Origin of the sequence: uncultured Azonexus sp., assembly GCF_937982035.1 — a bacterium.
Lineage (GTDB): Bacteria > Pseudomonadota > Gammaproteobacteria > Burkholderiales > Rhodocyclaceae > Azonexus.
Genome location: NZ_CALJNI010000020.1, coordinates 67,237 through 93,490, shown reverse-complemented (window position 1 = coordinate 93,490; position 26,254 = coordinate 67,237). Strand labels below are relative to the sequence as shown.

Below are 26,254 nucleotides of genomic sequence, written 5' to 3'. Positions count from 1 at the left end.
TGAAACACGAAGCCGATGGCGGGTTCGCGCTTTGGTGCAGGTGAGGCACCTTGCCATTCCAGGCGGCCGGTGCTTGGTGTGATCAGGCCGGCGATCAGGCGAAGGACGGTGCTCTTGCCGCAGCCGGACGGACCGAGCAGGACCAGGAATTCGCCTTCGTCCACGGCGAGTTCGATGTGATCGAGCGCCACAAACTGGCCGTAGCGTTTGCTCAGCCGGCGGATGTCGAGATGGGCCATGAAACCTCGCAAGATGAAAAAACCGTCCGTCCCCACTGGGCACGGACGGTTGTCGGGAAGGATTTACTTCTTCGGTTCGGACTTGGTCGAATAACGCTTCTGCCACTCGGCCAGGATGGCGTCGCGGTTCTTGCCCATCCATTCGAAGTCGTTCTTGACCAGGCGCTGCTCGTAGTCGTTGGGCACGTACTTCAGGCGCGTGGCGATGCCGGGCATGGCGACAACGGCAAAGTTCTTTGCGTACAACTCGTTGGCTTCACGGGTGGTCGCCCAGTCCGAGAGCTTCTTCGCCGCGTCAAGCTTGGGCGTGCCCTTGACGATGGCGATCGATTCCATGTCCCAACCCAGACCTTCCTTGGGGAAGATGATGTCGATCGGGGCGCCCTTGGCGCGCACCGTGTTGGCCCGGTATTCGAAGGCGATACCGACCGGGAACTCGCCGGCGCCGGCCATCACGCAGGGTTTGGAACCGGAGTGGGTATATACCGCGATGTTCTCGTGCAGCTTGTCCATGTATTCCCAGCCGCCCTTCTCACCGAACATCTGCAGCCAGGCGGTGACGTCGAGGAAGCCGGTGCCCGAGGAATTCGGGTTGGGCATGACGATCTTGCCCTTGAATTCGGGCTTCAGCAGATCCTTCCAGCTTTCGATGCGGGGCAGGCCCTGCTTCTGCATTTCGGCGACGTTGTAGCAGATCGCCGCACCCCAGACGTCCATGCCGACCCAGGTCGGCGTCGTACCGGAGGAACGGAAGCGCGGGTTGAGCGCCTTCAGATTAGCCGGTGCATACGGCTGCAGCATCTTCTCGCGATCGAAGACGACCATGCTGGAAGCAGCAACACCCATGATCACGTCGGCCACCGGCTTGGCCTTCTCAGCCAGCAGCTTGGCAGTGATGATGCCGGTCGAATCGCGCGTCCATTTGATCTCGATGTCCGGATGCGACTTGTTGAAAGCTTCCTGATAGGCCTTGAGCTGATCGGTTTCGAGCGCGGTATACACGTTGAGGACAGTCTTCTCGGCGTGCGCCGGGAGCATGGCCAGGGCCAGGCCGGCAACGGCAAAACTGCGGATGAGTTGCTTCAGTTTCATGCGGATTTCCTCCGGGAATGGGTGAAGGGGGGGTTCCTGCTGACCGGTCTGTCATCGGACTGACATCCCGTCGAACTAGACTGAACACATCTTAATGACGGTTTATTGCAGATTGTTGACAATCTACAAACGAGCAAATGAATTACAATGCGGCTTTTGAATTTGCCCAGACAGCCATGTCCGAATCCCCTTCCCTGCCAGCCGGCAGCGTGCTCGCGCTGGTCCAGCGCACCTCCCTGCCACGCCTGGTCGGCGAGGCGCTGGAAAACCTGATCCTGTCGGGCGAACTGCCACCCGGCAGCAAACTCAATGAAGCCGCGCTCGCTGAACGCTTCGGCATCTCCCGCGGGCCGCTGCGCGAGGCCATGCGCGGCCTCGAAGAAAACGGCCTGATCTGCCAGGAAAAGAACCGCGGTGCCCATGTCCGCGAGATCGAACTGGCGGAAGCCGCCGACATCTACGCCGTCCGCGCCGGCCTCGACGCCACCGCCGGCCGCCTCCTGGCTGAACGCATCGACGCCGGCCAACTTACCGAACTGCGTGATTTCGCCGCACGCATGCAGACCGCCGCCGGCACGAACGACGTCGATACCTTCCACCGGCTCAACCTGGCCTTTCATGACCGCATTGTCGAGATGACCGGAAATCGCGCCCTGAACGAGGTTTACCGCCGTCTGGTCAAGCAACTGGCCCTGTTCCGCCGACGCAACCTGCTGGCACCGCAGGCCATCCCGCACTTTGCCGACGAACACACGGCCATCGTCGACCGGCTCGCCGCCGGCGACGGCGCCGGTGCCGCCGAAGCGCTTTATGCCCACGCCCAGGGCGGCCGGCAACGCATGCTGCGCGACGGTGAGTTGAACGGCAAGGCCGATGCCGCCTGATCGCGAGCGACCGTGAGCGAACTGAGCAGTACCGTCATCCTCGTCGTGCTCGCGGCAGCCCTGCTGCATGCCGGCTGGAACGCCCTGATTCGCGGCGCCGGCGACAAGGGCTTGTACACCCTGTTGCTGCATGCCTGTAGCGGCACCCTGGGCGGCATTGGTCTGCTATTCATCGGCCTGCCCGATGCTGCCAGTTGGCCTTACATTCTCGCCTCGGCACTGCTGCACACGGTATATATCGCCTGGCTGATGCGCGCCTACGACGGCGGGCAACTGGCCGTCAGCTACACCTTGATGCGCGGCCTGCCGCCGCTGCTGGTCGCCTTGTTGTCCGCGCCGTTGCTCGGCGAAAGCCTGGGCCTGGGCGACTGGCTGGGCATCACCGCGATCTGCGCCGGCGTGCTTGGCATCGGCCTGGCCGGCGGCCTCACCCCTGGGCGGATCATCGCCCATCCGGCCAGCCGGGCCGCCATGCTCAACGCACTGATCATCGCCGCCTACACACTGGTCGACGGCATGGGCGCACGCGCTGCCGGCAATGCGCTGGCCTACGCCTGCTGTCTGTACCTGTGCGAGCCGCTGCTCATCCTGGCCTGGCAGTACCGGCGCCGGGGTCGCCCGATGCTCGAACATTTCCGCACGCACTGGCGCCTGGGGCTGGCGGGTGCCCTATGCTCGACCACCGCCTACGCCGCCGTCCTGTGGGCAATGACCCAGGCACCGGTGGCGATGATCGCGGCAATGCGCGAGAGTTCGGTGGTCTTCGCCGTCCTCATCGGCAGCCTGTGGTTCAAGGAAGGCCGCCTGCGCCAGGGACTGCTGGCCGGCTGCGCGGTGGTACTCGGCATCATCCTGCTGCGCCTTTAGCCGCACCCGATTTGCGCTGGATCAAGCCGCATGGCTTTGTCACTGCTGTGAAATACTGCCAGCAAATCGGCGTGCTAAAAATGGGGCATCCCAACTCCTATGGAAAGCAGCATGGTTTTCTTCGAACTGTTTGCCCACAACCCAACCATCGTTCGCGTGCCGGCCGGCGAGACCCTGTTCAACGAAGGCGACGATGGCGGCCTGATGTATGTGCTGGCCAGCGGCAGCGCCGACGTGGTGGTCAACAACCGCGTCGTCGAGCAGTTGCAGCACGGCAGTATCGTCGGCGAGATGGGTCTGGTATCGCCCGGCCCGCGCTCGGCCAGCGTACTGGCCACGAGCGACTGCGAATTCGTCGCCATCGACGAGAAGCGTTTCCAGTTCCTGGTCCAGAACACGCCCTTCTTCGCCATGCAGGTGATGCGCGTGATGGCCGAGCGCTTGCGCGCCGTTGACCGGATGCTGCCGGTCATCGAGGAAATCTGAGGCGAATCAGGCGCCGGCCGTGACCGGCGCCGATGCCGCCCTGCGTGACCGTAGCAAGTCCCGGTAGCAGTCGGCCAGGCGGCTGGCCATGGCGGTATCCGACCAGTCGTCGGCCAGCCCGCGTGCTTCGTCGGCCAGATGCCCCCAGGCCGCCGGATTGGCCAGTATCCGGCCGAGCACTTCGCCGAAGGCCTGCGCATCGTCGGGTGGGGTGAAGCAACCGCGGCCGCTATCGAGGATGTCGGCGGTGCCCATTTCCGACAGGGCGACCACCGGCAGGCCGGCGGCCATCGCTTCGAGCAGGACCAGCCCCTGGGTTTCGGTTCGCGACGCAAAGGCGAAGACATTGGCCGCTGCGTAGCAATCGGGCAGGCCGCGCTGGCGGTCGAGGTAGCCGATGAAACGCACGGCGTCGTTCAAGCCGAGTTCGCTGACCCGGGCCTGCAATTCGCCCATCGCCGGCCCCTCGCCGGCAACCACCAGCAGGATGTCGGGTTGCTGACGATGGGCATGGCGCAAGGCGTCGAACAGAAAGGCAATATTCTTTTCGTGGGCGACCCGGCCGACGAACAAGGCCACCGGCCGCTCCGGCGCAATGTCGTGGGCCGCCCGGAAGGCCAGCCCGTCGCCACCGGCGAACTGGGCCAGCGGGATTCCAGTCGGCAAGACCTGCATCGGCACCGTCACCCCGTAAGCCTGCAGACGTTCGCGCATCGCCGTCGACGGCACGACCACCGCATCGAGCGCGTTGCATTGGCGGCGCGACAGGCGCCGGGCCTGGGCACGCAGCCAGTTGCCGGGCAGGAAGGGCGCGTAATGCTCGACGTATTCCTCGAACAGCGTGTGATAGGTGGCAACCACCGGCAGGTTGCGTTGGCGGGCGGCCTTGAGCCCGGCATAGTGGGCAACGAAGGGCGTCTGCACGTGAATCACGTCGCAATCCGCCGACGCGGCCAGCACCGCCCGGTGCATCGCCCGCCAGCCGACCAGCCGGTCTTCCGGATCGCGCGGCACAGGTCGTCCGGCCACGCGGACGATGCCCGGCTCGTCGGGCTCATCGCCGTAACGCGGCACCACCAGGCGAACCTCGACGCCCTGCCCGGCCAGCGTCCGGCGGAAGGTTTCGATCGAGGTCGACACCCCGTTGACGCGGGGAAAATAAACATCCGACACCATCAGTACGCGCATTTCAGGCCTCCGCCATGTCTTCTTCGGCTTCGCGCCGGGGCGCGGCCAGGGCCAGCGGCCGGGCCGGGGCGGTGCCCCACTCGACCAGTTCCAGCCGACCGTCGAAGTGCTCGACGATGGCCGTACAGGAATCGACCCAGTCGCCGCAGTTGATGTAATCCAGACCGTCGATCTTGCGGATCGTGGCCCAGTGGATGTGGCCGCAGATGACGCCGTCCAGCCCGCGCTCGCGGGCGTGATGAACGGCCGATTCCTCGAAATCGAAAATGAAGTTGAGCGCCGTCTTGACCCGCCGCTTGGCGTAACCGGCCAGCGACCAGTAGCCGGGCCGGCCGAGCTTGCGGCGTATCCACGACAGCCAGTGGTTGAGCCGGACCAGCAGGTCGTAGGCCTTGTCGCCCAGCACCGCGACCCAGCGGTGGTGGCGCGTGACCTGATCGAACTGGTCGCCGTGGATCAGCAGGTAGCGACGTCCGTCGGCGGTTTCATGCACCAGTTCGTCGGCCACCTCGATGTCGCCGAAAACGACACCGCAGTAATCGCGCAGCGCCTCGTCGTGGTTGCCGGGGATGAACACCACGCGATCGCCGGAACGCGCCCGACGCAACAGTTTCTGGACCACGGTGTTCTGTGCCTGCGTCCAGCAGATGCTGCGACTCATGGCCCAGAAATCGACGATGTCGCCGATCAGGAAAGTCTGCTCGGCCGGATGTTCGCGCAGGAAATCGAGGAGTCTGTCCGCCTGGCACGCCCGGGTGCCGAGGTGGATGTCGGATAAAAACAGGCTTCTGACTTTTGGCATGCCGCCACGATAGCGGCGGCGCATGAAGCCCCGGTGACGGCGAGATTACAAAACCGTGACGGAGTGCTTCACTCGCAACGCACCCGGCTGGCCGGGAAGCAGGCGGCAAAGCGGCTGCCCTTGCCGGGTTCGCTGCTGACTTCGAGCGTCGCCTGGTGACGGCTCAGCGCGTGCTTGACGATGGCCAGGCCGAGGCCGGTACCGCCGGCATCGCGCGAACGGCCGCGGTCGACGCGGTAGAAACGCTCGGTCAGGCGTGGGATGTGCTTGGCGTCGATACCGATGCCGGTATCCTGGACGGCAAATTCCGCGCCTTCCGGCGAAATCCGCCAGATCAGCGTGATCGTGCCGCCGGCCGGCGTATAGCGCACGGCATTGGCAACCAGGTTGGCCAGCGCACTGACCAGCTCCGATTCGGCGCCGACCAGGTCGCCCTGACCTTGGCTGTCGAGCACGATGTGATGGCGCCCGGCGGACAGGGCTTCGGCATCGCGACGCAGCTTGTCGACCAGGCTGTCCATGTCCACCAGCTGATCCTCGGGCGGCGGCGCCGATTCGATCGACGACAGGGTCAGCAGGTCCTGGACGATCGACTGCATGCGCTGCGACTGCTCGCCCATCAGTTGCAGGTAATGCCGGCGGGTATCCTCGTCGACCTCGATTTCCTGCAGGGTTTCTACAAAGCCCGAAAGCACCGTCAGCGGCGTGCGCAATTCGTGCGAGACGTTGGCGACGAAATCGCGCCGCATGCTGTCCAGGCGGTCGGTCTGGGTGATGTCCTTGACCTGCAGGAGCCAGTGACCTTCGGCGTAGGAGATCAGGTAAAGCGACAGCACGCGCTCGAAATAGCGATCCAGGCGCAGTGTCAGCGGACGCGAAAAATCGGCCCTGTCGAGGTAATCGACAAAGGCTGGCTGGCGGACGATATTGGCGATCGGCGCACCGCGATCGGTCGCCAGGGCAAGATCAAGCTGGCGTTCTGCCGTCTTGTTGCAGAACTGTATCTGGAACTCGGCATCCAGCAGGACGATGCCGTCATTCATCGCATGAACGGCTGCTATCAGCCGGGCGATCTCCCGTTCGCGCCGCTCGATTTTTTCCAGGAGTTCCTTCTCATGTCGGTAAAGGCGACGAAAAACCCTGTCCCATTCACCATCACCTTCCAGGCTGGCATCGAGCACCGGTTTGCGCGACCAGCGCTCCAGCCGGGAAAAATTCCGGTAGTGCATCGCCAGATGCACGCTGAGCCCCGTGTAGAAGAGCACCCAGCCCATCCAGGGCTCGACGGAATAACCGAGCAGCAGTGAAACCAGCGCCGTGAACACACCATAGAGAAGCGCTCGTTGCACCTTGTTTCAGGCTCCCCGGAAACGGTACCCGGTACCACGCACGGTCTCGACCCGTTCCTGATGACCGGAGGGTTCGAGCGCTGCGCGCAGGCGACGGATATGGACATCGACGGTGCGTTCCTCGATGAATACATGGTCGCCCCAGACTTCGTCGAGCAACTGCGCACGCGTATAAACCCGCTCGGCATGGGTCATGAAGAAAAACAGCAGGCGGAATTCGGTCGGCCCCAGCTCGATCGGCTGACCGTCGGCAAGCACGCGATGGGTCGCCGGATTGAGTTGCAGGCCGCCGATTTCGACGGCCTCGCCGGCCAGATGCGGCGCCCGGCGGCGCAACACGGCACGGACCCGGGCAACCAGTTCCTTGGGCGAGAACGGCTTGGTGACGTAGTCGTCGGCGCCGGCATCCAGCCCCTGGACCTTGTCCTCTTCATGGACGCGGGCGGTCAGCATGATGATCGGAATTTCACGGGTCCGCTCGTCAGCCCGAATCTTCTTTGCCAGCGCAACGCCCAACTGCCCGGGCAGCATCCAGTCGAGGATGATCAGATCGGGCAAAGCAGCGCGAATGGCCGAATCGGCCTCTTCGGCACTGCTCGCTCGGACGACGAGAAAACCGGCGTGCTTGAGGTTGATCACAACCAGTTCCTGAATCGCCGGTTCGTCCTCGACGACCAGAATCGTCGGTGTCACTTGATCGCCTCCTTGTTGTGACGGATATCCCGACCCTCGACAACGAAGATGACCTGCTCCGAAATGTTCTTCGCATGATCGCCGATGCGCTCGATGGCCCGTGAGATCGAGATGATATCGATCGAGGTCGTAATGGTACGCGGGTCTTCCATCATATGGGTAATCAACTGACGGATGATCGACTTGAATTCGACATCGACATCGGCATCGGCTCGAATGACGCTGACGGCCAGCGCCCCGTCGAGCCGGGCGAAGGCATCGAGTGCCTGCCTGACCATCGCCAGTGCAGCCTCGGCCAGGTGGCGTATGCCGACACCATACTGGGCTGGCAGATGCCCGTTGTCGTAGATGCGGCGCACGCCCTTGGCGATCTTCTTGGCTTCGTCGCCGGCCCGCTCCAGATCGGTGACGATCTTGCTGATGCCGAGCACCAGGCGCAGGTCGGAAGCCGTCGGCTGACGCTTGGCGATGATGTGGGCGCAATCGTCGTCGATGGCCTTTTCCAGGTCGTTCACCTTGCGGTCGGTCTCGACGATGGTCTTCACGCTGGCAATCTCGCCCGTCGTGTAGGCCTCGATGGCCGCAGAAATCTGCGTTTCGACCAGCCCCCCCATCTGCAGCACATGCGTACGCAGACGACCGAGATCCTCGTCGAACTGGCTGGAAACGTGTTGGGATTCGTTCATTTTCCTGCTCCTCAGCCCATGCGGCCGGTAATGTAGTCTTCGGTACGCTTGTCCTGCGGCTTGATGAAGATTTCGTCGGTCTTGCCGAACTCGATCATCTCACCCAGATACATGTAGGCCGTATAGTCGGAAACGCGGGCCGCCTGCTGCATGTTGTGCGTGACGATGAGGATCGTCACGCGTGTTTTCAGTTCGTGCACCAGTTCCTCGATGGCACCGGTGGCAATCGGGTCGAGCGCCGAGGTCGGCTCGTCGAACAGCAGCAATTCAGGATCGGTCGCCAGCGCACGGGCGATGCACAGACGCTGCTGCTGACCACCGGACAGATTGGGCGCCAGATCCTGAAGACGATCCTTGACCTCGTCCCAGATGGCCGCACCGCGCAGGGCGTTCTCGACTTTTTCGTCGAGTATCCGCTTGTTTTTCTCGCCACGGACACGCAGACCGTAAGCGACGTTCTCATAGATGGTCTTGGGGAAGGGATTCGGCTTCTGGAAAACCATGCCAACACGCATCCGCACTTCAATCGGATCGACATCCGCCGAAAGCAGGTTGCTGTTGTCCGGGAAGAAGCGGATCTCGCCCTCGTAGCGATTGCCCGGGTAGAGGTCGTGCATGCGATTGAAGCTGCGCAGGTAAGTCGACTTGCCACAACCGGAAGGCCCGATCAGCGCGGTGACCTTCTTGTCATAAATCGGCATGTTGATGTTCTTCAAGGCTTGCGTCTGTCCGTAATAGAAATTCAGGTTACGGGCTTCGGCCTTGAGCTGGGGCTTGTCGTGTGTTTGCATTTGCGATTCCATTTCGATATTCGGTTTCTCGGCGTTAGCTGCGGTCGTCCGCAGGACTTACCACTTGATGTTCTTGCGCATGCGGTAACGCAGATAGATGGCGATGGCATTCATCGTCAGCACCATGCCCATCAGCACGAAGCCGGCGGCAGCCGCATTGACCTCGAAGGCCGGGTCGGGACGCGAGGTCCAGTTGAAGATCTGGATCGGCATCACGGTGAAGGGCGACATCACCCAGTCGAACAGGCCGGCGCTGGCGCCATCCACACCTGTCGCGGAGAAGGGTGCCGGCGGCAGGAAGGCGATGAAGGTCAGCGCGCCGATGGTGATGATCGGGGCGGTTTCGCCGATGGCACGGGCCAGGCCGATGATGACGCCGGTCAGGATGCCGGGCATGGCGTAGGGGATGATGTGATAGCGGCAGGTCTGCCAGCGCGTCGCGCCGACCGCCATCGACCCTTCGCGGATCATCGCCGGGATCGAGCGGATCGCTTCGCGGGTAGCGACGATGACGATCGGCAGGATCAGCAGCGCCAGAGTCAGGCCAGCCGACAGGATGCTCTGGCCGAAGCCGAAGGTGTAGACGAAGATGCCGAGCGCGAGCAGGCCATAGACGATGGACGGGACGGCAGCGAGATTGGTGATGTTGATCTCGATGATGTCGGTGATCCAGTTGCGCTTGGCGTATTCCTCGAGGTAGATGCCGGCGGCGACGCCGAGGGGTACGGCAGCCGCTGCGGTCACCAGCATCACCAGAAGCGTGCCGACCCAGGCCGACAGGATGCCGGACTGCGAGGCGCGACGCGATGCGAACTCGGTGAAGAACTCGATATTGAGTCGATCCAGGCCACGCATCAGCATGTCGCCGACCAGCAGGAAAATCACCAGCAAGCCGATGGACAGGCAGATGATGCCAAGCCCCTGGAAAAGCGTGTCTTTCAACTTGCCGCGTGCGATCAACACGCGGATTTGTTCGGTAGTCATCGGTTGCATGTCAGTAGGCCTCACGATAGCGACGGCGCAGCCACTGGCCGGCGATGTTGAACATCAGCGTGATCAGCAGCAGGGTCAGGCCGGCGGCGAAGATGGTCTGGTAACCAATCGAGCCGTGCGGCAGATCACCCAGGGCGACCTGGACGATGTAGGAAGTAATGGTCGCAGCCGGTTCCATCGGGTTCCAGGTCAGGTTCGGCTGCATGCCGGCGGCAACCGCCAGAATCATGGTTTCGCCGACCGCCCGGGAAATACCCAGGATGTAGGAAGCGGCCAGGCCGGAAATGGCTGCCGGCACGACAACGTGGATCGCGGTATACAACTTGGTCGCCCCCATTGCGTAGGAGCCTTCGCGCATGCTCATCGGCACCGCGCGCATCGCATCCTCGGACAGGGAGGCGATGTAGGGAACGATCATGATGCCCATGACCAGACCGGCCGACAGCAGCGAGAAGCCCGGCAGTTCCGGGAAGATTTTCTGCAGCAACGGGGTGACGATCAGCAGGGCAAAATAGCCGAAAACGATGGTCGGGATGCCGCCGAGCAATTCAAGCACCGGCTTGGCCACTTCACGCACTTTCGTGTTGGCGAATTCGGAAAGATAGATCGCAATGATCGTACCCATCGGGATAGCAACGGAAAGCGCCACGCCTGACGAGACAAGCGTCCCTGAAATGAGCACCATGATGCCGTAATGGGCATCATCGAACAAAGGCGTCCACTGCGTATCGGTCAGAAAGTCGATGAGCGGGACATGCTGAAAAAAGTGGATGGACTCGGAAACGAGCACATAGACGATGCCGACGGTAGTCAGTACCGAAACGGCGGCAGCGGCAAACAACAGCATCTCGATGATGCGCTCGCTGACATGGCGCATGGCATTGTGTGCCAGGCGGTCGCTGACCTGATGCAGATCGGAAGCGGAATTTACGGACATGGCGTGATTCACTTGAAGATACCTCTCGGAAACAAGGCCGATCCGTTACCGGACCGGCCTGTTCGGCAGCGGGCAGCAAGCGCCCGCCGAGTGCGACTTACATCTTCGCTTCGCGCTTCAGGATTTCTTCGACGGTGATACCGACTTCATTATGACCGCCGAACACCGTACCGACCTTGCCTTCCTTGGCGTGCTTCAGGTTGCCTTCGTAAGCAGCCTTGGGCAGCGGCACGTACTTCACTTCGCGGATCAGCTTGTCGGCGTTCTTCATGTAGAACTCGACGAACTCGCGAACTTCCGGCTTCTGCATCGACTTGGCCTTGACATAGACGAAAATCGGACGCGACAGCGGTACGTAGGAACCGTTTTCGACGTTGGCACCGGACGGCTCGACCGCCTTGCCGGTCTTCGGATTAACGATCGGCAGCCCCTTCAGGCGGGCCATGTTTTCGGCGTAGTAGGCGTAACCGAAGTAACCGATGCCATTGATGTCGCGCGAGACGCCCTGGACCAGCACGTTGTCGTCTTCGGAAGCGGTGTAGTCACCGCGCGAGGACTTGGCCTTGCCGACGATGGCTTCGGTGAAGTATTCGAAGGTCCCCGAATCGGCACCGGCGCCGAACAGCTTGATCGGCGCATCCGGCCAGGCCGGGTTAACCTGGTTCCACTTGGTGATCGTGCCCTGGGCAGCCGGCTCCCACATCTTCTTCAGCTCTTCGACGGTAGCTTGCTTGAGGAAGGTGTTCTTCGGGTTGATGACGACAGTCAGCGCGTCGTAGGCAACCGGCATTTCGATGTATTCGACACCGGCGGCCTTGCAGTCGGCCATTTCCTTGGCGGTGATCGGACGCGAGGCGTTCTGCAGATCGGTTTCGTCACGGCAGAACTTCTTGAAACCGCCGCCCGTACCGGAGATGCCAACCGTCACCTTGATGGCGTTCTTCTTGGCTTTCTGGAAGTCTTCGGCAACGGCTTCGGTAATCGGATAAACGGTCGACGAACCGTCGATCTTGACGATCTGGGCATACGCTGCCTGCGCACCGAACAGGGTAAGGCCGGCAACAGCCAGCGCGGAAACGATCTTGGATTGCTTGAACATGAGGTAACTCCTGCGTGGGTGAAAGATGACAGAACGCAGATTAACCAGCCTTTGTTACAACCGGATGACAGTCTGTAATAAAGCCGAATTGCCTACCAAGCCCGTAAATTCCCTGAAATATTTGCCGATTAAGCTGATGATTTTGTTACTTAAGGCGAATTTCAATCGTGAAACATCTTGCTTCGCTGTCCATCCGCGGAGGACTGCTGGCCATCGTTGGTGTTGGCAGCGCTCTCGGTATCGTCCTGTTATTGACCGCCCTGTTCTCGCTTCAGGGGTTTCGCAACGACATTCACGAGGTTTCGGGCTAGGTTAGCCGGACCAGCCAGGCACTCAACCATGTCAGCGCCGCCCGCAACGCCTTTCAGGCACAACAGCGTGGGCTCAACAACATGCTGCTGCGCAACTTCATGAGCAGCGAATTCGACAAGGGACACGCCGAATTTCTCGCCGGACGGCAATCCTTCTGGCAAGCCCTTGAACAACTCGAGGCCATGCAGCGCGCCGGCGAACTTCCGCCGCTGGGACGCAGCAGTGAAATCCGCAAACTAGCCGAGGAGCTGAATCTGCGCTACGACGACGTTCTCGCCAGCAACGAGCCGGGCGAGCCGAAATACATCCTGATGGTCGACGCCGGCATTCGCGATGCCGACCAGCCGCTGGTCGATGCACTCGGCGCCACCTTCGCTGCGATCAGCCAGGCCAGCAGCGACAGCGTCACGCGCTCCGCACAACTGGCCGAACAACGCTTCACCGCCAATGCCTTGCTGGTGCTCGCCGTCGGCGTACTCGGCTCGCTGTTTTTCCTGGCACTGGCCGCGCTTGTCGGTCGCCACATCCTGCATCGCCTGGGTGGTGAACTGGAACCGGTCGTCGCCGCCACGCGCCGGGTTGCCGCCGGCGATCTCACCCAGCCGATGCGCTCCGGGCAGGCCGCCGCCAACTCGCTGGTCGCCGCCATCGACGACATGCAGACACGCCTGCGCCTGCTCATCGGCGACGTCAAGCAGGGCGCCGAGACGACTTCCGGCAACGCCCTGGCGCTGCGCCAGTCGGCTCGCGAAGTGGCAGAAGCCAACAGCCTGCAAAGCGACTCGGCCGCGATGATCACGGCAGCCATCGAGGAACTGACCACGGCCATCGCGGTGATGGCCGAAAGTGCCGGCAGCGCCGCCGACGCCACGCGAATCACCCGCGAAACCGCCGTCGAAAGCGGCCGGATCATTCATCAGGCGATCAACGAAATCGGCAACATATCTGCCGAAGCGCGGGCATCGACGGCATCAATGCTGGAACTGCAGCAGCACACCCGGCAGATTTCCGGCTTCGCCCGGGAAATCAAGGAAATCTCCGAGCAGACCAACCTGCTCTCGCTGAACGCCGCCATCGAAGCCGCCCGCGCCGGAGACAGCGGCCGAGGTTTTGCCGTCGTCGCCGATGAGGTCCGCAAATTGGCTACCCGCACCGCCGACACCACGCGAATGATCGAAAGCCTGGTCACGCAGCTTGGCAATGCCGCCGAAACCAGCAGCACGGCCGTCGCCGCAACCGCCGAACGCTCGCGCCGAGGGACCGAACTGGCCGAGCAGGCCGAAAGCGCCATCGCCAGGATCGAATCCTTCTGCGAACGCTCTGCCGTCGCTGCCCGGGAAATCGTCGAGGTACTCGGGGAACAGCGGCTCGCCGCCGAACAGATCGCCCAGAACACCGAGCGCATGGCGCAGGTGATCGAACGCGGCGCAAGAGCAGCACAGGAATCGTCGGCCTCGGCCAACCAGGTGGCGACACAGGCCGATCGCCTGCGCGAGTCGATGCTGCAGTTCGCGGTCTGATCCCCGACCCCTGCCGCATTTGAAAATGCGGCTTGTCTTCGCACGACATTTTGACTATTCTGTAAATATGGATATCGAACTCGCTACCAATGCCCTCAAGGCACTTGCCCACGAAACCCGGCTGCGCATCTTTCGCCGTCTTGTCCAGGCCGGACCGGAGGGTTTATGCGTCGCCGACCTGGCCGGCCACCTGAACGCCGAAGCCAACGGCAGTTTCAGCTTCCACCTGAAGGAACTGAGCAACGCCGGCCTGATCCGCAACCGCCAGGAAGGTCGCTTCATTTACTACATCGCCAACTACCCGGCGATGAACGAACTACTCGGCTACCTGACCGAACACTGCTGCGCCGGGGAACCCTGCGGCGAGCAAATCCATACCTGCGCCACCACAGAGAACAATCCATGACTGCCAAAACCATCAACGTGCTGGTGTTATGCACCGGCAACTCTGCCCGCTCCATCCTCGGCGAGGCACTGTTCAACCACCTCGGCCAGGGCCGTATCCGCGCCTTTTCGGCCGGCAGCCAGCCGTCCGGAAAAGTGAACCCGGTGGCCCTGGAAACGCTGGAAAAGCACGGCATTCCGCTGCCCGAAGCGCGCAGCAAGTCGTGGGACGAATTCGCCGCCCCCGGCGCGCCGGACATCGACTACATCTTCACCGTCTGCGCATCGGCTGCCGGTGAAGCCTGCCCGATCTGGCCCGGACACCCGACCACCGCCCATTGGGGGATCGATGACCCGGCCCACGTCGAGCCGCTGGCAGCGCGCCGTACCGCCTTCGAGGACGCTTACCGCAAGCTGCGCCAACGCGTTGAGGCCTTCGTCGCCCTGCCGCTGGAAAGCCTGAGCGCAGCCGAAGTCGCCGCGGCCGCCAAGCGGATTCACCAGGAGAGCGAAGCATGAGCGCCCAGTGCGGTGTTGCCGCCAAACAGGCGGCCGGAGCCCCGATGGGCTTTTTCGAGCGTTACCTCAGCGTCTGGGTGGTGCTCTGCATCGTCGCCGGCATCCTGTTCGGCCAGTGGTTCCCGGCCGCCTTCCAGGCGCTCGGCCGGATGGAAGTGGCCCAGGTCAACATCCCGGTCGGCCTGCTGATCTGGGTGATGATCGTGCCGATGCTGATGAAGATCGACTTCTCGACCATCCACGAGGTCAAGGATCAGAAGGCCGGCATCGGCATCACGCTGTTCGTGAACTGGGCGGTCAAGCCCTTCACCATGGCGGCGCTCGGCTGGCTGTTCATCCGCCACGTTTTCGCCCCTTACCTGCCGGCAGACCAGCTCGACAGCTACATCGCCGGCCTGATCCTGCTCGGCGCGGCGCCGTGCACGGCGATGGTCTTCGTCTGGAGCAACTTGTGCCGCGGCAACGCCAACTTCACCATCTCGCAGGTGGCCTTGAACGATCTGGTCATGGTCTTCGCCTTCGCCCCCATCGTCGCGCTGCTGCTCGGCGTCTCGGCGATCCCGGTACCGTGGGACACGCTGCTGCTGTCGGTGGTGATGTACATCGTCATCCCGCTGGCCATCGCCCAGGGGCTGCGCAAGCATTTCCTGCGCAACGGCGAAGCGGCGCTCAAGGCGGCGCAGGAACGCATCGGCCCGTTCACCATCATGGCGCTGCTGGCGACGCTGGTGCTGCTGTTCGCCTTCCAGGGCGAAGCCATCGTCGAGCAGCCGCTGATCATCGGCATGCTGGCCGTGCCGATCTTCCTCCAGGGGCTGCTGATCGCCGGCATCGGCTACTGGCTGAACCGAAAATTCCGCGTCCGGCATGATGTCGCCGGGCCGTCGACGATGATCGGCGCCTCCAACTTCTTCGAACTCGCCGTAGCCGTCGCCATCGTCCTTTATGGCTTCGACTCCGGCGCTGCGCTGGCCACCGTCGTTGGCGTGCTGATCGAGGTGCCGGTGATGCTGTGGCTGGTGAAGATGGTCAATTCGACCAAGACCTGGTACGAAAAAGCCCTTTGAATACAGGAGACTGAAATGAAGAAACTCGAAATCTACGATCCCGCCATGTGCTGCTCGACCGGCGTCTGCGGCGTCGATGTCGATCCCATCCTCGTCCAGTTCGCCGCCGACCTGGCCTGGATCGGCGAGCAAGGCGTTACCGTGCAGCGCTACAACCTCGGCCAGGAGCCGCAGGCCTTCGCCGCCAATCCGGCGGTGGTCAAGGAAATGGAAGCCGGCATCGACCGCCTGCCGATCATCGCCATCGACGGCCAGATCGTCACCACCGGCCTCTACCCCTCGCGCGCCCAACTGGCGCAGAAGCTCGGCCTGACGTTGAGCGGTGGCGAAGAAGCGCCGAAAAAATCCTGCTGCTCGCCGAAATCCGGCTGCTGCTGAGGACTAGCCATGATCGACCTGAACGACACACCGCGTTACCTCTTCTTCACCGGCAAGGGCGGCGTCGGCAAGACCTCGCTGTCCTGCGCAACCGGACTGGCGCTGGCCGAACAGGGGAGACGGGTGCTGATCGTCAGTACCGATCCAGCATCGAATCTCGATGAAGTGCTGGAAACGGCGCTCGCCGGCACGCCGACGCCGATACGCGGCGTACCCGGCCTGTCGGCGCTGAACATCGACCCGGAGGCGGCGGCCGCCGCCTACCGCGAGCGGATGGTCGCCCCCTACCGCAACATCCTGCCGGCGGCGGCAATCCAGAGCATGGAAGAACAGTTCTCCGGCGCCTGCACGGTCGAGATTGCGGCCTTCGACGAGTTCGCCAAGCTGCTCGGCGACGCCGGCGCCACGGCAAACTTCGACCACGTCATCTTCGACACCGCGCCGACCGGCCACACGCTGCGCTTGCTGACGCTGCCGTCGGCGTGGAGCGGCTACATCGACAGCAACCAGGGCGGCGCTTCCTGCCTCGGCCCGCTGGCCGGGCTGGAAAAGCAGAAGGCGCTGTACGCGGCGACAGTCGACCGCCTGTCCGACCCGGCGCAGACCCGCGTCGTCCTGGTCGCCCGGGCCGACAGCGCGGCGCTGCGCGAGGCGGAGCGCACCCGTCACGAACTGGCCGAACTTGGTGTCGGCAACCTGCACCTGATCGTCAACGGTCTGTTCTCGGCCAGTTCGGACGACGCCATCGCCCAGGCCATGGACCAGCGCAGCAGCGCTGCCCTGCTCGCCATGCCGCCCGGTCTGGCCGGGCTGCCGCGCCAGGTCGTGCCCTTCCTGCCGCGCGGCACGGTCGGGCTCGACGCCCTACGCGCCATCGTCGATCCGGCTGCCGTCGCCACGCCAACGCGCCCGAGCGACGCCTGCACCCCGTTGCCCGCCGGCCTCGGCGCGCTGATCGACGAACTGGCCAGCGCCGGTCACGGCGTGGTCATGACCATGGGTAAAGGCGGCGTCGGCAAGACCACCGTCGCTGCGGCCGTCGCCGTCGCGCTGGCCCGGCGTGGACATAAGGTGCACCTATCGACCACCGACCCGGCCGCCCATGTCGCCGCTGCCGTCGGCAGCGAAATTACCGGGCTCTCGGTCAGCCGCATCGACCCTGCCGCCGAAGTCGCCGCTTACACCGAAGAAGTATTGAGCAAGGCGCGCGGCACACTGGACGCCAGCGCGCTGGCGCTGCTCGAAGAAGACCTGCGCTCGCCATGCACCGAGGAAATCGCCGTCTTCCGCGCCTTCGCCCGCGAGGTCGATCGGGGCAGTGAGGGTTTCGTCGTCCTCGACACCGCGCCGACCGGCCACACCATCCTGTTGCTCGACGCCGCCGAGGCCTACCATCGCGAGGTGCTGCGCACCCGCGGCGAAATGCCGGCCGCCGTGACGCAGTTGTTGCCGCGCCTACGCGACCCCGCCTTTACCCATGTATTGGTCGTAACCCTACCGGAAGCGACGCCGGTGCACGAAGCCGAGCGCCTGCAGGGCGACCTGGCCCGCGCCGGCATCCGGCCCTGGGCCTGGGTCATCGAACAGAGCCTGCTCGCCAGCGGCAGCCGCGATCCGCTGCTGTCGCTGCGCGGTGCTTACGAAATCCCCTTCATCCGCCGCGTCGCCGACACGCTGGCGCCGCGTTGTGCGCTGGTGCCATGGCTGGCCGTCGCGCCGGTGGGCGTCGCCGGTCTGCAGCAACTCGATGCCTGACGATCGGCCCTGCCTCAGCCGCGCCTGGCGCGAAACGCGCGGCGAACTACTGGGCTGGCTGCGCCATCGGCTCGACAGCGAAGCAGAAGCCGACGACCTGCTGCAGGAGGTCTTCCTGCGCGCGCTGCGCCAGGGCGATGCTTTCTGCACGCTGGACAACCCGCGCGCCTGGCTGTTCCAGGTCGCCCGCAACGCACTGACCGACCGCCTGCGCAGCAACCGCCCACCAAGCGAACTTAGCGACGACCTGGCCGCCACCGAAAGCGAACTGCCAGCAACGGTCGACCAGCTGACCCAGTGCCTGCCGCGCGTACTTGGCGAACTCTCAGCCGCTGACCGGCTAGCGATCGAGCTGTGCGACATCGCTGGGCAGCCGCAGCAGGTGCTCGCCGAAAAACTAGGCATCTCGCTATCCGGTGCAAAGTCCCGTCTGCAACGGGCACGCCAACGCCTGAAGGTGCGCTTGATCGAAGGCTGTCAGGTCTGTTTCGACGCAGAGGGCCAAGTCGCAGGCTTCGTTCCCCGCCCACCGCCGAAGCGCTGAAACGAAAATCCGGCTGGCTTTGTCGGGTGGCTTCAGCGTAGCATGAGCGTTCATCGATAAACCCCACCCCACTCATGCCTCCAACAAGCCACGGGCCGCAGCCCGTCAGCAAGCGCTTCCACCGCGACCATCTCTGGGTCGCCGGCTGGCTCGCCTATTCCTTGCTGGCGCTGGGCGTCTTCGCCTGGCAGGATGCCTGGCTCGGTTTCATGTGCATCACCCGATGATAGTCGCCCGTCCGTTCGCCACCGAAGCGGCCTTCGACGAACTGCTGCGGCCGTTCCGGATACGCGCCGACCGCATCATGGTCGGCATGAATGTTTTCCTGCTATTGGTCTGCGCACTGCTGGCACCGCTGCGCTCGACCTGGATGGAATGGCTGCTGATCGGCGTGCCAACGCTGCTGCTTTCCTTTGTGCTGCTACGCCGGCAGCCGGGCGCGCTGCTGACGCGCCTGTTCATGGCCAGCGCCTTCATGGTGTTCACCGGTCTGATCATCCACCAGACCGGCGGCGACATCGAAGCACATTTCTCGGCCTTCGGCCTGATCGGTGTCCTGCTCTATTACCGCGACTGGCGCACCATACTCGCCGCCACCGTCGTCATCTACCTGCACCACCTGATCCTCGGCTACGCGCAGGCACTCGGCGCGCCGATCTTCGTTTTCGACAGCAACCAGTTCTGGCTGCTGTTCGGCCTGCACGTTGCCTACTTCCTGCCCTTCGTCGGCATGATGGGCTACCTGGCCATCTGGCTGCGCCGGGAAGGCTACGAAAGCCAGCATGTGATCAACCTGGCGCAACAAATCGTCCAGGGCAACCTGGTCGAAGAGGCCGTTTCCCCGACCGGCACGGAAACCCCGCTGATCAACGCTGTGCGCCTGATGAAGAGCCGGCTGCTCGACCTGCTCCGGGTCATGCCGATTGCCGCAGCGGTGATCCGCATCGACACCGACCGCATCGTCAATGTCAATGCGGCATGGATCCGCACCATCGGCCCGCTCGACAACGAACATGCGCAATTCGGCCAGTCGCCGATCTGGGCCGATCCGGACACCTGGTCGTCGTTGATGCAGCGTCTGCGCGAGGCCCGCGACAAACTGATCGACAAGGTCGAAGTCGTGCTGCGCAAGAATGACGGCACGCCCATCCTGTGCGAGTTGTCGATGATCCTGCACGAGGACATCGTACCGGTGATGGCCATCCTGACCGTCGAGGACATCACGTTGCGCCGGCGAGCCGAGGAAACGATGCAGCGCCTGGCCTTCCGCGACATGCTGACCGACCTACCCAACCGGACCAGCCTGCAACTGGCGATGGAAGCGGCAATCCAGAACTGGCAAGCCCAAAAGCGGCCCTTCGCCGTGATCATGATGGACCTGGACGGTTTCAAGCCGGTCAACGACCGCTACGGCCACGATGCCGGCGACGAAGTGCTGCGCGTCATCGGGGCGCGTCTGAACAATGTCAACCGCCAGGATGATCTGGCGACCCGGATGGGCGGCGACGAGTTTGCCGTGATCCTGCACGACTGCCCGAGTGCCGCCGCCGCGCGCGAGATTGCCCAGCGCTTCATTACCGCCATCGCCCGACCGATCCGCCTGAGCGTATCCGGCGAAATCGTTTCCGTCGGTGCCAGTGCCGGCGTGGCCCATGTCGGCGACGGCGAAGCCACGGCCGAGGCCATTCTCAAGCGCGCCGACGACGCCCTCTATTCAGCCAAGCACGCCGGCAAGAACCGGATCACCTGACCCGTTTTAGGCGTTGGCAGCCGTTTCCGACACACGCCCGATATCATCCAGGCGCTTCTGCAAAGCGATGTGATCCAGTTTATCGAGCGGCAGGTTGACCAGCAGTTCGATGCGGTTGCGCAACTGGCGGAAGGCTTCGACAAAGGCGCGGTGCTTCTCGAAATCGCTGCCCTCGACCGCTGCCGGATCGGGGATTCCCCAGTGCGCGGTCAGCGGCTGCCCCGGCCACACCGGGCAGACTTCGCCGGCGGCGTTGTCGCAGACGGTAAAGACGAAATCCATCTGCGGCGCGCCCGGTACGGCAAACTCTTCCCAGGATTTGCTGCGCAACCCTGCGGTCGACAGGTGCAGATTCTGCAACTGTTCGATGGCCAGCGGGTTGACCGTGCCATTGGGCATGCTGCCGGCGCTGAAGCCGCGGAAACGTCCCTTGTTAACGCTGATGTCGTTCATGATGGCCTCGGCCATGATTGAACGGGCTGAATTGCCGGTGCAGAGAAAAAGTACGTTCTTGACGTCGGACATCATGGCCTCCCTGGTGCAGGTTGATGGTTCGCCAGCAGTGTAATCAGCCGCCCCGGCCCCCTTGATTTCAGGCATATGACCAAATTGTTTCACGCAAGCTGCGTCTTTTTCCCGGCTCATCCGTCTACACGGTCAACCTCTGCCTTTCGGGAAAAACCATGCTCGCCCTCCGCCTCTCACCGCCAAGACACACATCATCCTGGCTGGCCCTGATCGCCTTCTGCACAACTCTCTGGATCGCTGCCTACAGCCACCTGATCGCGTTCGCCAACTGGCTCATCAGCCTGTTCGGCATCGACCGGACGACACACTTCGGGGAAGCGCTGCATTTCTTTTTCTACGACACCCCCAAGGTGCTGTTGCTGCTGACCGGCGTCGTATTCGTCATGGGCATCATCCATACCTTCTTCACGCCGGAACGCACACGAGCCTTGCTGGCGGGCCGTGCCGCCTCGGTCAATTACCTACTTGCTGCACTGCTCGGTGCGGTGACGCCATTCTGCTCTTGCTCCGCAGTACCGCTGTTCATCGGCTTCCTGTCGGCCGGCGTGCCGCTCGGCATCACGCTGACCTTCCTGATCGCCGCACCGATGATCGACCAGATCGCCATAGTGATGCTGTTCGCGATGTTCGGCTGGAAGGTGGCGGCGCTGTACTTCACTTTCGGCATCGCGCTGGCGGTGATCGCCGGCATGATCCTGACCCGGATGAATCTGGAACACCTGCTTGAGGACTGGGTTCTCGCCATACAGAAGAGCGCTGCGCTGAGCATCGAGATGGCCACGCCGACCTGGCCGGAACGCTTCGCTTCGGCGTGGGCCAGCGTCAAGGAAATCGTTGGCCGAGTCTGGCCCTACGTGATGGTTGGCATCGCCATCGGCGCCGGCATCCACGGTTACGTGCCGCAGGAATTGATGGCGACACTGATGGGCAAGGAGGCCTGGTGGGCGGTGCCGGCCGCAGTCGGTATCGGCGTGCCGATGTACACCAACACCGCCGGCGTCATCCCGATCGTCGAGGCACTGTACGGCAAGGGGGCAGCCATGGGCACGCTGCTCGCGTTCATGATGAGCGTGGTCGCACTGTCATTGCCGGAAATGATCATCCTGCGCAAAGCGCTCAAGGTGAAGCTGATCGCCATCTACGTCGGCATCGTCGCCAGCGGCATCATTGTCGTCGGCTATCTGTTCAACATCGTCATTTAGGAAGCACATCATGAAAGACATCAAGGTTCTCGGCACCGGCTGTGCCAACTGTCGCAATACCGTCAAGCTGATCGAGGAAGTCGCCGCTGAACGCAATGTTGCGGTCAACCTCACGAAAATAGAGGATTTGCCCGAAATCATGAAATACGGCGTGATGTCGACGCCGGGCGTGGTCGTCGACGGCAAGGTCGTGCACGCTGGGGGCGTTCCGGATCGGGCAAAAATCAGTACTTGGTTATAAACTGATCTCCCCAACGGAGGAGGACTACACAATGAAGAAAATTTTGCTTGCGCTGACTGGCGCCCTGATGCTGTTCACCCAGACGGTTCGCGCCGAAGCCGTGCTGACGGTAGGCAAGCTCGGCGATGGCATCTTTGCCCTAATCGGTCAGACTGGCGCGCGACTGTATGAAAATTTCGGCCTGAATGCCAATTACGGGGTGATCGACACACCGGACGGGACCATCCTGATCGATTCCGGCGCATCGACCATGGCTGCCAAGCTGCTTGAGAGCGAAGCCCGCAAACTGACCGGCAAACCGGTCAAGTGGGTGATCAACACCGGTAGCCAGGATCATCGCTGGCTGGGCAACGCCTACTTTGCAGTCCAGGGCGCACAGATCATCGCACTGCAACGCACGGCAACGACCCAGGCGCGACTTGGCAAGGGACAGATCGAAGCGCTGGCCCATGAGTTGAAGGAACAGATGGACGGCACCGCCCCGGCACCGGCGGCTAAGCCGCTGGCCGGCGACACGCAGACGCTGACACTGGGTGGCCGGACGCTGGAACTGCGCTACTTCGACCACGCCCACTTTGACGGCGATGCCGTGGTCTGGTTACCGAAGGAGAAAATCCTGTTCTCCGGCGATCACATCTACGTCGACCGCCTGCTCGGCATCCTCCCCGAAAGCAATGCCGAAACCTGGCTGAAAGCTTTCAATCAGGCCGTCGCCCTGCAACCGGCGCGCATCGTCCCGGGCCACGGCCGGGTCTGCGATGTCGCTCAGGCGCAGCGCGAGACGGGTGATTACCTGACTTTCGTCGTCGCCGGCACCAAGCAGTCTGCCGAGGACATGGCCGGCGTCGACGCCGCCGTCGACGCCCTGAAGGATGCACCCGCGTTCAAGCATCTGCGCAATTTCGACGATCTGCACCGCGGCAACGTCAATCGAGCTTACTTGCGCTTTGAGTCAGCTCAGTAGTGCAACGCAACCAAGCCTGCAGTACGGACAGTACTGCAGGTTCTGCGATGTTCCGGTCAGTCCGCACACCCCAGCCCGAGTTGTTTGTCCGGCAAACGATCTGGCGAAATAAGCGGCAGCTTTCCCGGAGCCGGGGTGCTTGTGGGAAGCTCAGGCATTCCTGCCGATTTCGCCTTGACACCGGCAACCCTATTTTTATTAGCTTGCGGCGACTCGATTCTATGCGTTGGCTCCTGCCTCGTGGCAGCCGTAGCCGTCTGAATGGAATCGTAGCCACCCGGCTGCTCCGCCCTGGCTTTCAAGCTAGAACTCAACAAGAACACGGAAATAACATAGGAGGCAAGTTGCTGTCGATTCATTGGCTTCTCTGATGACGACGGTGGCGCCACAACGGGTAGATCAAGATCAGTGGAATCGCCACAAGCAAGCTCACCCATTCGAACGCTGCATCCGCTCGGCCAGCCGGCAGCCGCCGACTCAAGTGAAGACTGATCTGCCAGATATCCGCCGTGCTCAATTCAGCCTTGTTGGCATATTTCATGCGCAAAGTAACGGCCAACCAGCCTGGTAGGGAATGTCGCACTGCCTCGACTGGACCCAGTCCGTGACAGGGCATGCAGCGGGTCCGCAGCAGACGTTCATCTGCCGGCAAGGCTAGCCAGGCTGCCTGCCGTGCAACATCTTCGGCCTGCCTGCGGGCTGCTTCTTCAGCCGCTCGCGCCAATTCGCGCTGACGACCGGCTTCGATTTCCGCCGAGGTTTGCTGGCGCTGACGGTCATCCTTGAGACTGGCGTTGATCTCGTAATCGGCGACATCGAACTCCGCCCGCACCGGCAACGCCAGCAAGAACAGCAGGGGCAGTACCCGGGTCAGAGCTTGTCCAGTCCCCATCGGTATTTAGGCGGCTCAGGCGGGGTCAGTGTCTTGAACCCCATCTCGGCAGTCCGGCAATCCGGACAGACATCCATGAACATGGCGTCCAGCCCTTTTTCCTTCAGGCTGGCCTTCATGTTCCGCATTTCCTCGCTGGCGATGAAGGGTTTGCCGCAATGCCGGCAGTGATCCTGTGCCACGGCAGCTTCCGGGGGCGCGTCGGCGGCCGCATCCGCCGTTTCGCCCAAAGGATTTTCTCCAGCCCAGACGACATCGCGAAGCATCGCCGCCAGATGGGCATAGACCGGCGCAAATGCCAGATGCTCGCAGGACTCGTTCAGCTCCCGGGCAAAGCTGGGCAGCCAGGGGCGCAGGAAATGCGCTTCGAAACGCTCGGCGAACGACTGATTCGTCTCGTCTTCGGCCGCACGCTCACGGGCCAGGGCAGCAAATTCGAGAATCAACGACAGGTGATCGTCGAGGTCGCGCACCGAATCGGCACGCTGAAACCCTGCCTGGCGGTAGGTTTCGCTCAGCGCATCGACCGAACGTCCCATGACGCTACCGTCCAGATAGAGACCGGCGTTGATCGATACCGGTCGCGGCGGCACGATGAACAGACGGCTGTACATCTGCAGGAGTTGCAGGTCGTCGGCGACGGCGTCGAGCGCCTGCCGGAAATCAGCGATGGTCTGCCCGCTCAGCCAGGGAATGGCAGGACGCAACTCATTCAGGTCGGCGACCAGCGAATCGCGCATGGCGGCAAGATAGCCGTCGCCGGGCTGGGTAAAGGCTCGCGCCAGCAGGGCGTAAAAATCCGCCAGGGCAGTGCACAGGGGACGCAGGTGAATACGATCGTTCATGCGCTTCTTCCTTCATGCGAAAAAAGGCCGGTCCGGAACCCCGAACCGGCGAACCAAATGCCCGGCCGCAAGGGTGCCGGGCATACTCCTCGTTGCGGAGTCTGGAACAATCAGTCATCCATCGAGTAACGGCTCTCGGCAAATGCGTAGATGGCATTTGCCAGGCACACCGCCATCACCAGCATGGCCCACTCGACCATCGAAGGCGTATAGCTCAACAGGCCGTGCGTCCAGCTTCCCTTGAACGGCGCCACCATCTGACCGCCGATGATGAATTCGTAGCGACCGATGAACAGCCCGACCAGGGTCAATGCCGAAGCAAGAATCTGCATGCCGGCCTGACGACGGGTACTTTCCTTGAGCATCAGCACCAGCGGCAGCAGGATGCACAGCCAGATTTCGACCTGGAACAAGGCCGAGCCGCTGATCACCTTCCACACCTGCAAGCCATCGAGGTTGCTCCACAGACCGGTCGACACGCGGGCCAGCACGAAGGCGGCATGAAGCGCGATGACGATGGCGAAGAGACCGCTCATCTTGCCGTCGAACAGCTTGCGCACACCAGCCGGCAGCCTGTCGGCGGAAAAGCCGTACACGAGGTAAGTGAAGAAGATGCCGAAGGACATGGCGCCGAGGAAGGACTCCACCAGGAAAACCACCGGCAATTCGCCACCGAACCAGAACGGCCGCATGCCCATCATGCCGAATACCGCACCGGCAATCAGCGTGACGCCAAGCGCCGTGAAGGCCAGCACCTTGGGTACGGCTCCCTCGGCCAGTTGCTCGGCGGTCGCAGTCAGTGACTTGGCCAGCAGCAATAGCAGCGAGATGGCAAAAACGACGACGAAAAGGACTTTCCAGAACAACGGCGAGGCCGTCTGGAAGCTCAACGGAATCGCGTACATGGCCTTGAACGGCGCCCCCAGCTCAAGGAACAGCGTTGCCCCGCCGCCGGCCAGCGCGGCCAGCGCGAGCCACAGGCAGCGTTTGACCAGCGGCATGAAGTCCTTGATTCCGGCGACCAGACCGAGACAGGCAACCAGCGCCAGTCCGGTCGACGACAACAGGAAGAAGTCGTAGACGACGATGGGCAGGCCCCAGAAGATCCCATCATTGGTGGTATTGAAGGCGCGGTGGCCGTTCGACATCAGGTTGGCGAGCACGAAGCCCGCCGTCACCACGAAGCCGAGCACGGCCGCGCCCAGGTACCCGAAACCGCCGGGCAATTTGCGTGCAGCAGTAGTCAT

General features: G+C 62.9%; 31 protein-coding genes. 16 read left to right on the top strand and 15 right to left on the bottom strand.

Annotated elements, in window-relative coordinates; all coding sequences use genetic code 11:
- Positions 1–239: ATP-binding cassette domain-containing protein (locus Q0799_RS13960; protein ID WP_298399421.1), on the bottom strand; the 239-nt coding region annotated here is incomplete at its 3' end.
- 63 nt (positions 240–302) lie between these two features.
- Complete coding sequence (locus Q0799_RS13955; RefSeq protein ID WP_298399419.1) at positions 303–1,331, bottom strand: putative 2-aminoethylphosphonate ABC transporter substrate-binding protein; 1,029 nt, start codon at positions 1,329–1,331, stop codon at positions 303–305.
- A gap of 176 nt (positions 1,332–1,507) precedes the next feature.
- Here Q0799_RS13955 and Q0799_RS13950 point away from each other — a divergent pair, with 176 nt between their 5' ends.
- The 3 genes from Q0799_RS13950 (at position 1,508) to Q0799_RS13940 (ending at position 3,568) form a co-directional block, all read left to right on the top strand.
- Positions 1,508–2,215, top strand: coding sequence for an FCD domain-containing protein (locus Q0799_RS13950; RefSeq protein WP_298399417.1), 708 nt, complete (start codon positions 1,508–1,510; stop codon positions 2,213–2,215).
- A 12-nt stretch (positions 2,216–2,227) separates the two neighbouring features.
- Complete coding sequence (locus Q0799_RS13945) at positions 2,228–3,082, top strand: EamA family transporter (RefSeq protein ID WP_298399415.1); 855 nt, start codon at positions 2,228–2,230, stop codon at positions 3,080–3,082.
- Between the two features lie 111 nt (positions 3,083–3,193).
- Positions 3,194–3,568, top strand: a complete 375-nt coding sequence (locus tag Q0799_RS13940) for a Crp/Fnr family transcriptional regulator (protein WP_298399413.1) — start codon at positions 3,194–3,196, stop codon at positions 3,566–3,568.
- Positions 3,569–3,574: 6 nt separating this feature from the next.
- On the opposite strand, the gene Q0799_RS13935 is transcribed toward Q0799_RS13940, so the two are convergent.
- From Q0799_RS13935 to Q0799_RS13895, 9 genes are all read right to left on the bottom strand, one after another.
- Entirely contained in the window at positions 3,575–4,756 is a 1,182-nt protein-coding gene (locus Q0799_RS13935; RefSeq protein ID WP_298399411.1) for a glycosyltransferase, read from the bottom strand.
- Position 4,757: 1 nt separating this feature from the next.
- Positions 4,758–5,558, bottom strand: a complete 801-nt coding sequence (locus Q0799_RS13930; protein WP_298399409.1) for a UDP-2,3-diacylglucosamine diphosphatase — start codon at positions 5,556–5,558, stop codon at positions 4,758–4,760.
- Positions 5,559–5,626: 68 nt separating this feature from the next.
- Positions 5,627–6,907: a phosphate regulon sensor histidine kinase PhoR gene (gene phoR / locus Q0799_RS13925; RefSeq protein WP_298399407.1), complete on the bottom strand. Its 1,281-nt coding sequence runs from the start codon at positions 6,905–6,907 to the stop codon at positions 5,627–5,629.
- A gap of 6 nt (positions 6,908–6,913) precedes the next feature.
- Positions 6,914–7,600, bottom strand: a complete 687-nt coding sequence (gene phoB / locus Q0799_RS13920; RefSeq protein WP_298399404.1) for a phosphate regulon transcriptional regulator PhoB — start codon at positions 7,598–7,600, stop codon at positions 6,914–6,916.
- The gene (phoU, locus tag Q0799_RS13915; RefSeq protein ID WP_298399401.1) at positions 7,597–8,286 is read right to left on the bottom strand and encodes a phosphate signaling complex protein PhoU; all 690 of its coding nucleotides are present in this window, start codon (positions 8,284–8,286) and stop codon (positions 7,597–7,599) included. The genes phoB and phoU overlap by 4 nt, the downstream gene beginning before the upstream one ends.
- 11 nt (positions 8,287–8,297) lie before the next feature.
- Positions 8,298–9,077 carry a phosphate ABC transporter ATP-binding protein PstB gene (gene pstB / locus Q0799_RS13910; RefSeq protein WP_298399399.1) on the bottom strand — a complete coding sequence of 260 codons (780 nt, stop codon included), beginning with the start codon at positions 9,075–9,077 and terminating at the stop codon, positions 8,298–8,300.
- Positions 9,078–9,134: 57 nt separating this feature from the next.
- A complete protein-coding gene (pstA, locus tag Q0799_RS13905) occupies positions 9,135–10,061 on the bottom strand; it encodes a phosphate ABC transporter permease PstA (protein WP_298399397.1) in 927 nt (308 codons plus the stop codon).
- Positions 10,062–10,071: 10 nt separating this feature from the next.
- A complete protein-coding gene (gene pstC / locus Q0799_RS13900; protein WP_298399395.1) occupies positions 10,072–11,007 on the bottom strand; it encodes a phosphate ABC transporter permease subunit PstC in 936 nt (311 codons plus the stop codon).
- Positions 11,008–11,104: 97 nt separating this feature from the next.
- On the bottom strand, positions 11,105–12,106 hold the full coding sequence (locus Q0799_RS13895) for a PstS family phosphate ABC transporter substrate-binding protein (RefSeq protein WP_298399393.1): 1,002 nt from the start codon (positions 12,104–12,106) through the stop codon (positions 11,105–11,107).
- Positions 12,107–12,273: 167 nt separating this feature from the next.
- On the opposite strand from Q0799_RS13895, the gene Q0799_RS13890 reads away from it, so the two are divergent.
- From Q0799_RS13890 to Q0799_RS13845, 10 genes are all read left to right on the top strand, one after another.
- Positions 12,274–12,417 (top strand): hypothetical protein, encoded by a 144-nt coding sequence (locus Q0799_RS13890; RefSeq protein WP_298399391.1) that lies wholly within the window; start codon positions 12,274–12,276, stop codon positions 12,415–12,417.
- Between the two features lie 81 nt (positions 12,418–12,498).
- On the top strand, positions 12,499–13,938 hold the full coding sequence (locus Q0799_RS13885) for a methyl-accepting chemotaxis protein (RefSeq protein ID WP_298399389.1): 1,440 nt from the start codon (positions 12,499–12,501) through the stop codon (positions 13,936–13,938).
- A gap of 67 nt (positions 13,939–14,005) precedes the next feature.
- Entirely contained in the window at positions 14,006–14,344 is a 339-nt protein-coding gene (locus tag Q0799_RS13880) for a metalloregulator ArsR/SmtB family transcription factor (RefSeq protein WP_298399387.1), read from the top strand.
- Positions 14,341–14,841, top strand: coding sequence for an arsenate reductase ArsC (locus Q0799_RS13875; RefSeq protein WP_298399385.1), 501 nt, complete (start codon positions 14,341–14,343; stop codon positions 14,839–14,841). Before Q0799_RS13880 ends, Q0799_RS13875 begins: the two co-directional genes overlap by 4 nt.
- Complete coding sequence (arsB, locus tag Q0799_RS13870) at positions 14,838–15,908, top strand: ACR3 family arsenite efflux transporter (protein ID WP_298399383.1); 1,071 nt, start codon at positions 14,838–14,840, stop codon at positions 15,906–15,908. The genes Q0799_RS13875 and arsB overlap by 4 nt, the downstream gene beginning before the upstream one ends.
- A gap of 15 nt (positions 15,909–15,923) precedes the next feature.
- Positions 15,924–16,286, top strand: a complete 363-nt coding sequence (arsD, locus tag Q0799_RS13865) for an arsenite efflux transporter metallochaperone ArsD (RefSeq protein ID WP_298399381.1) — start codon at positions 15,924–15,926, stop codon at positions 16,284–16,286.
- 9 nt (positions 16,287–16,295) lie between these two features.
- The gene (gene arsA / locus Q0799_RS13860; RefSeq protein WP_298399380.1) at positions 16,296–18,041 is read left to right on the top strand and encodes an arsenical pump-driving ATPase; all 1,746 of its coding nucleotides are present in this window, start codon (positions 16,296–16,298) and stop codon (positions 18,039–18,041) included.
- Complete coding sequence (locus Q0799_RS13855; protein ID WP_281985060.1) at positions 18,034–18,585, top strand: sigma-70 family RNA polymerase sigma factor; 552 nt, start codon at positions 18,034–18,036, stop codon at positions 18,583–18,585. The genes arsA and Q0799_RS13855 overlap by 8 nt, the downstream gene beginning before the upstream one ends.
- 74 nt (positions 18,586–18,659) lie before the next feature.
- Positions 18,660–18,812, top strand: coding sequence for a hypothetical protein (locus Q0799_RS13850; protein ID WP_281985058.1), 153 nt, complete (start codon positions 18,660–18,662; stop codon positions 18,810–18,812).
- Positions 18,809–20,335 (top strand): diguanylate cyclase, encoded by a 1,527-nt coding sequence (locus tag Q0799_RS13845; protein ID WP_298399379.1) that lies wholly within the window; start codon positions 18,809–18,811, stop codon positions 20,333–20,335. The genes Q0799_RS13850 and Q0799_RS13845 overlap by 4 nt, the downstream gene beginning before the upstream one ends.
- 6 nt (positions 20,336–20,341) lie before the next feature.
- Here Q0799_RS13845 and Q0799_RS13840 read toward each other — a convergent pair whose 3' ends face one another.
- Positions 20,342–20,863, bottom strand: a complete 522-nt coding sequence (locus tag Q0799_RS13840) for an arsenate reductase ArsC (RefSeq protein ID WP_281985054.1) — start codon at positions 20,861–20,863, stop codon at positions 20,342–20,344.
- A 155-nt stretch (positions 20,864–21,018) separates the two neighbouring features.
- Between Q0799_RS13840 and Q0799_RS13835 the strand changes: the two genes are divergently transcribed.
- Genes Q0799_RS13835 through Q0799_RS13825 form a run of 3 tightly spaced genes read left to right on the top strand, consistent with a single transcriptional unit; the run spans position 21,019 to position 23,270 of the window.
- Positions 21,019–22,065, top strand: coding sequence for a permease (locus Q0799_RS13835; protein ID WP_298399378.1), 1,047 nt, complete (start codon positions 21,019–21,021; stop codon positions 22,063–22,065).
- 10 nt (positions 22,066–22,075) lie between these two features.
- Positions 22,076–22,306, top strand: a complete 231-nt coding sequence (locus Q0799_RS13830; RefSeq protein WP_076094341.1) for a thioredoxin family protein — start codon at positions 22,076–22,078, stop codon at positions 22,304–22,306.
- A 31-nt stretch (positions 22,307–22,337) separates the two neighbouring features.
- The gene (locus tag Q0799_RS13825) at positions 22,338–23,270 is read left to right on the top strand and encodes an MBL fold metallo-hydrolase (RefSeq protein ID WP_298399372.1); all 933 of its coding nucleotides are present in this window, start codon (positions 22,338–22,340) and stop codon (positions 23,268–23,270) included.
- 355 nt (positions 23,271–23,625) lie between these two features.
- On the opposite strand, the gene Q0799_RS13820 is transcribed toward Q0799_RS13825, so the two are convergent.
- From Q0799_RS13820 to nrfD, 3 genes are all read right to left on the bottom strand, one after another.
- On the bottom strand, positions 23,626–24,162 hold the full coding sequence (locus tag Q0799_RS13820) for a hypothetical protein (RefSeq protein WP_298399370.1): 537 nt from the start codon (positions 24,160–24,162) through the stop codon (positions 23,626–23,628).
- On the bottom strand, positions 24,141–25,007 hold the full coding sequence (locus Q0799_RS13815; protein ID WP_298399368.1) for a molecular chaperone: 867 nt from the start codon (positions 25,005–25,007) through the stop codon (positions 24,141–24,143). The genes Q0799_RS13820 and Q0799_RS13815 overlap by 22 nt, the downstream gene beginning before the upstream one ends.
- Positions 25,008–25,117: 110 nt before the next feature.
- Complete coding sequence (nrfD, locus tag Q0799_RS13810; RefSeq protein WP_298399365.1) at positions 25,118–26,254, bottom strand: NrfD/PsrC family molybdoenzyme membrane anchor subunit; 1,137 nt, start codon at positions 26,252–26,254, stop codon at positions 25,118–25,120.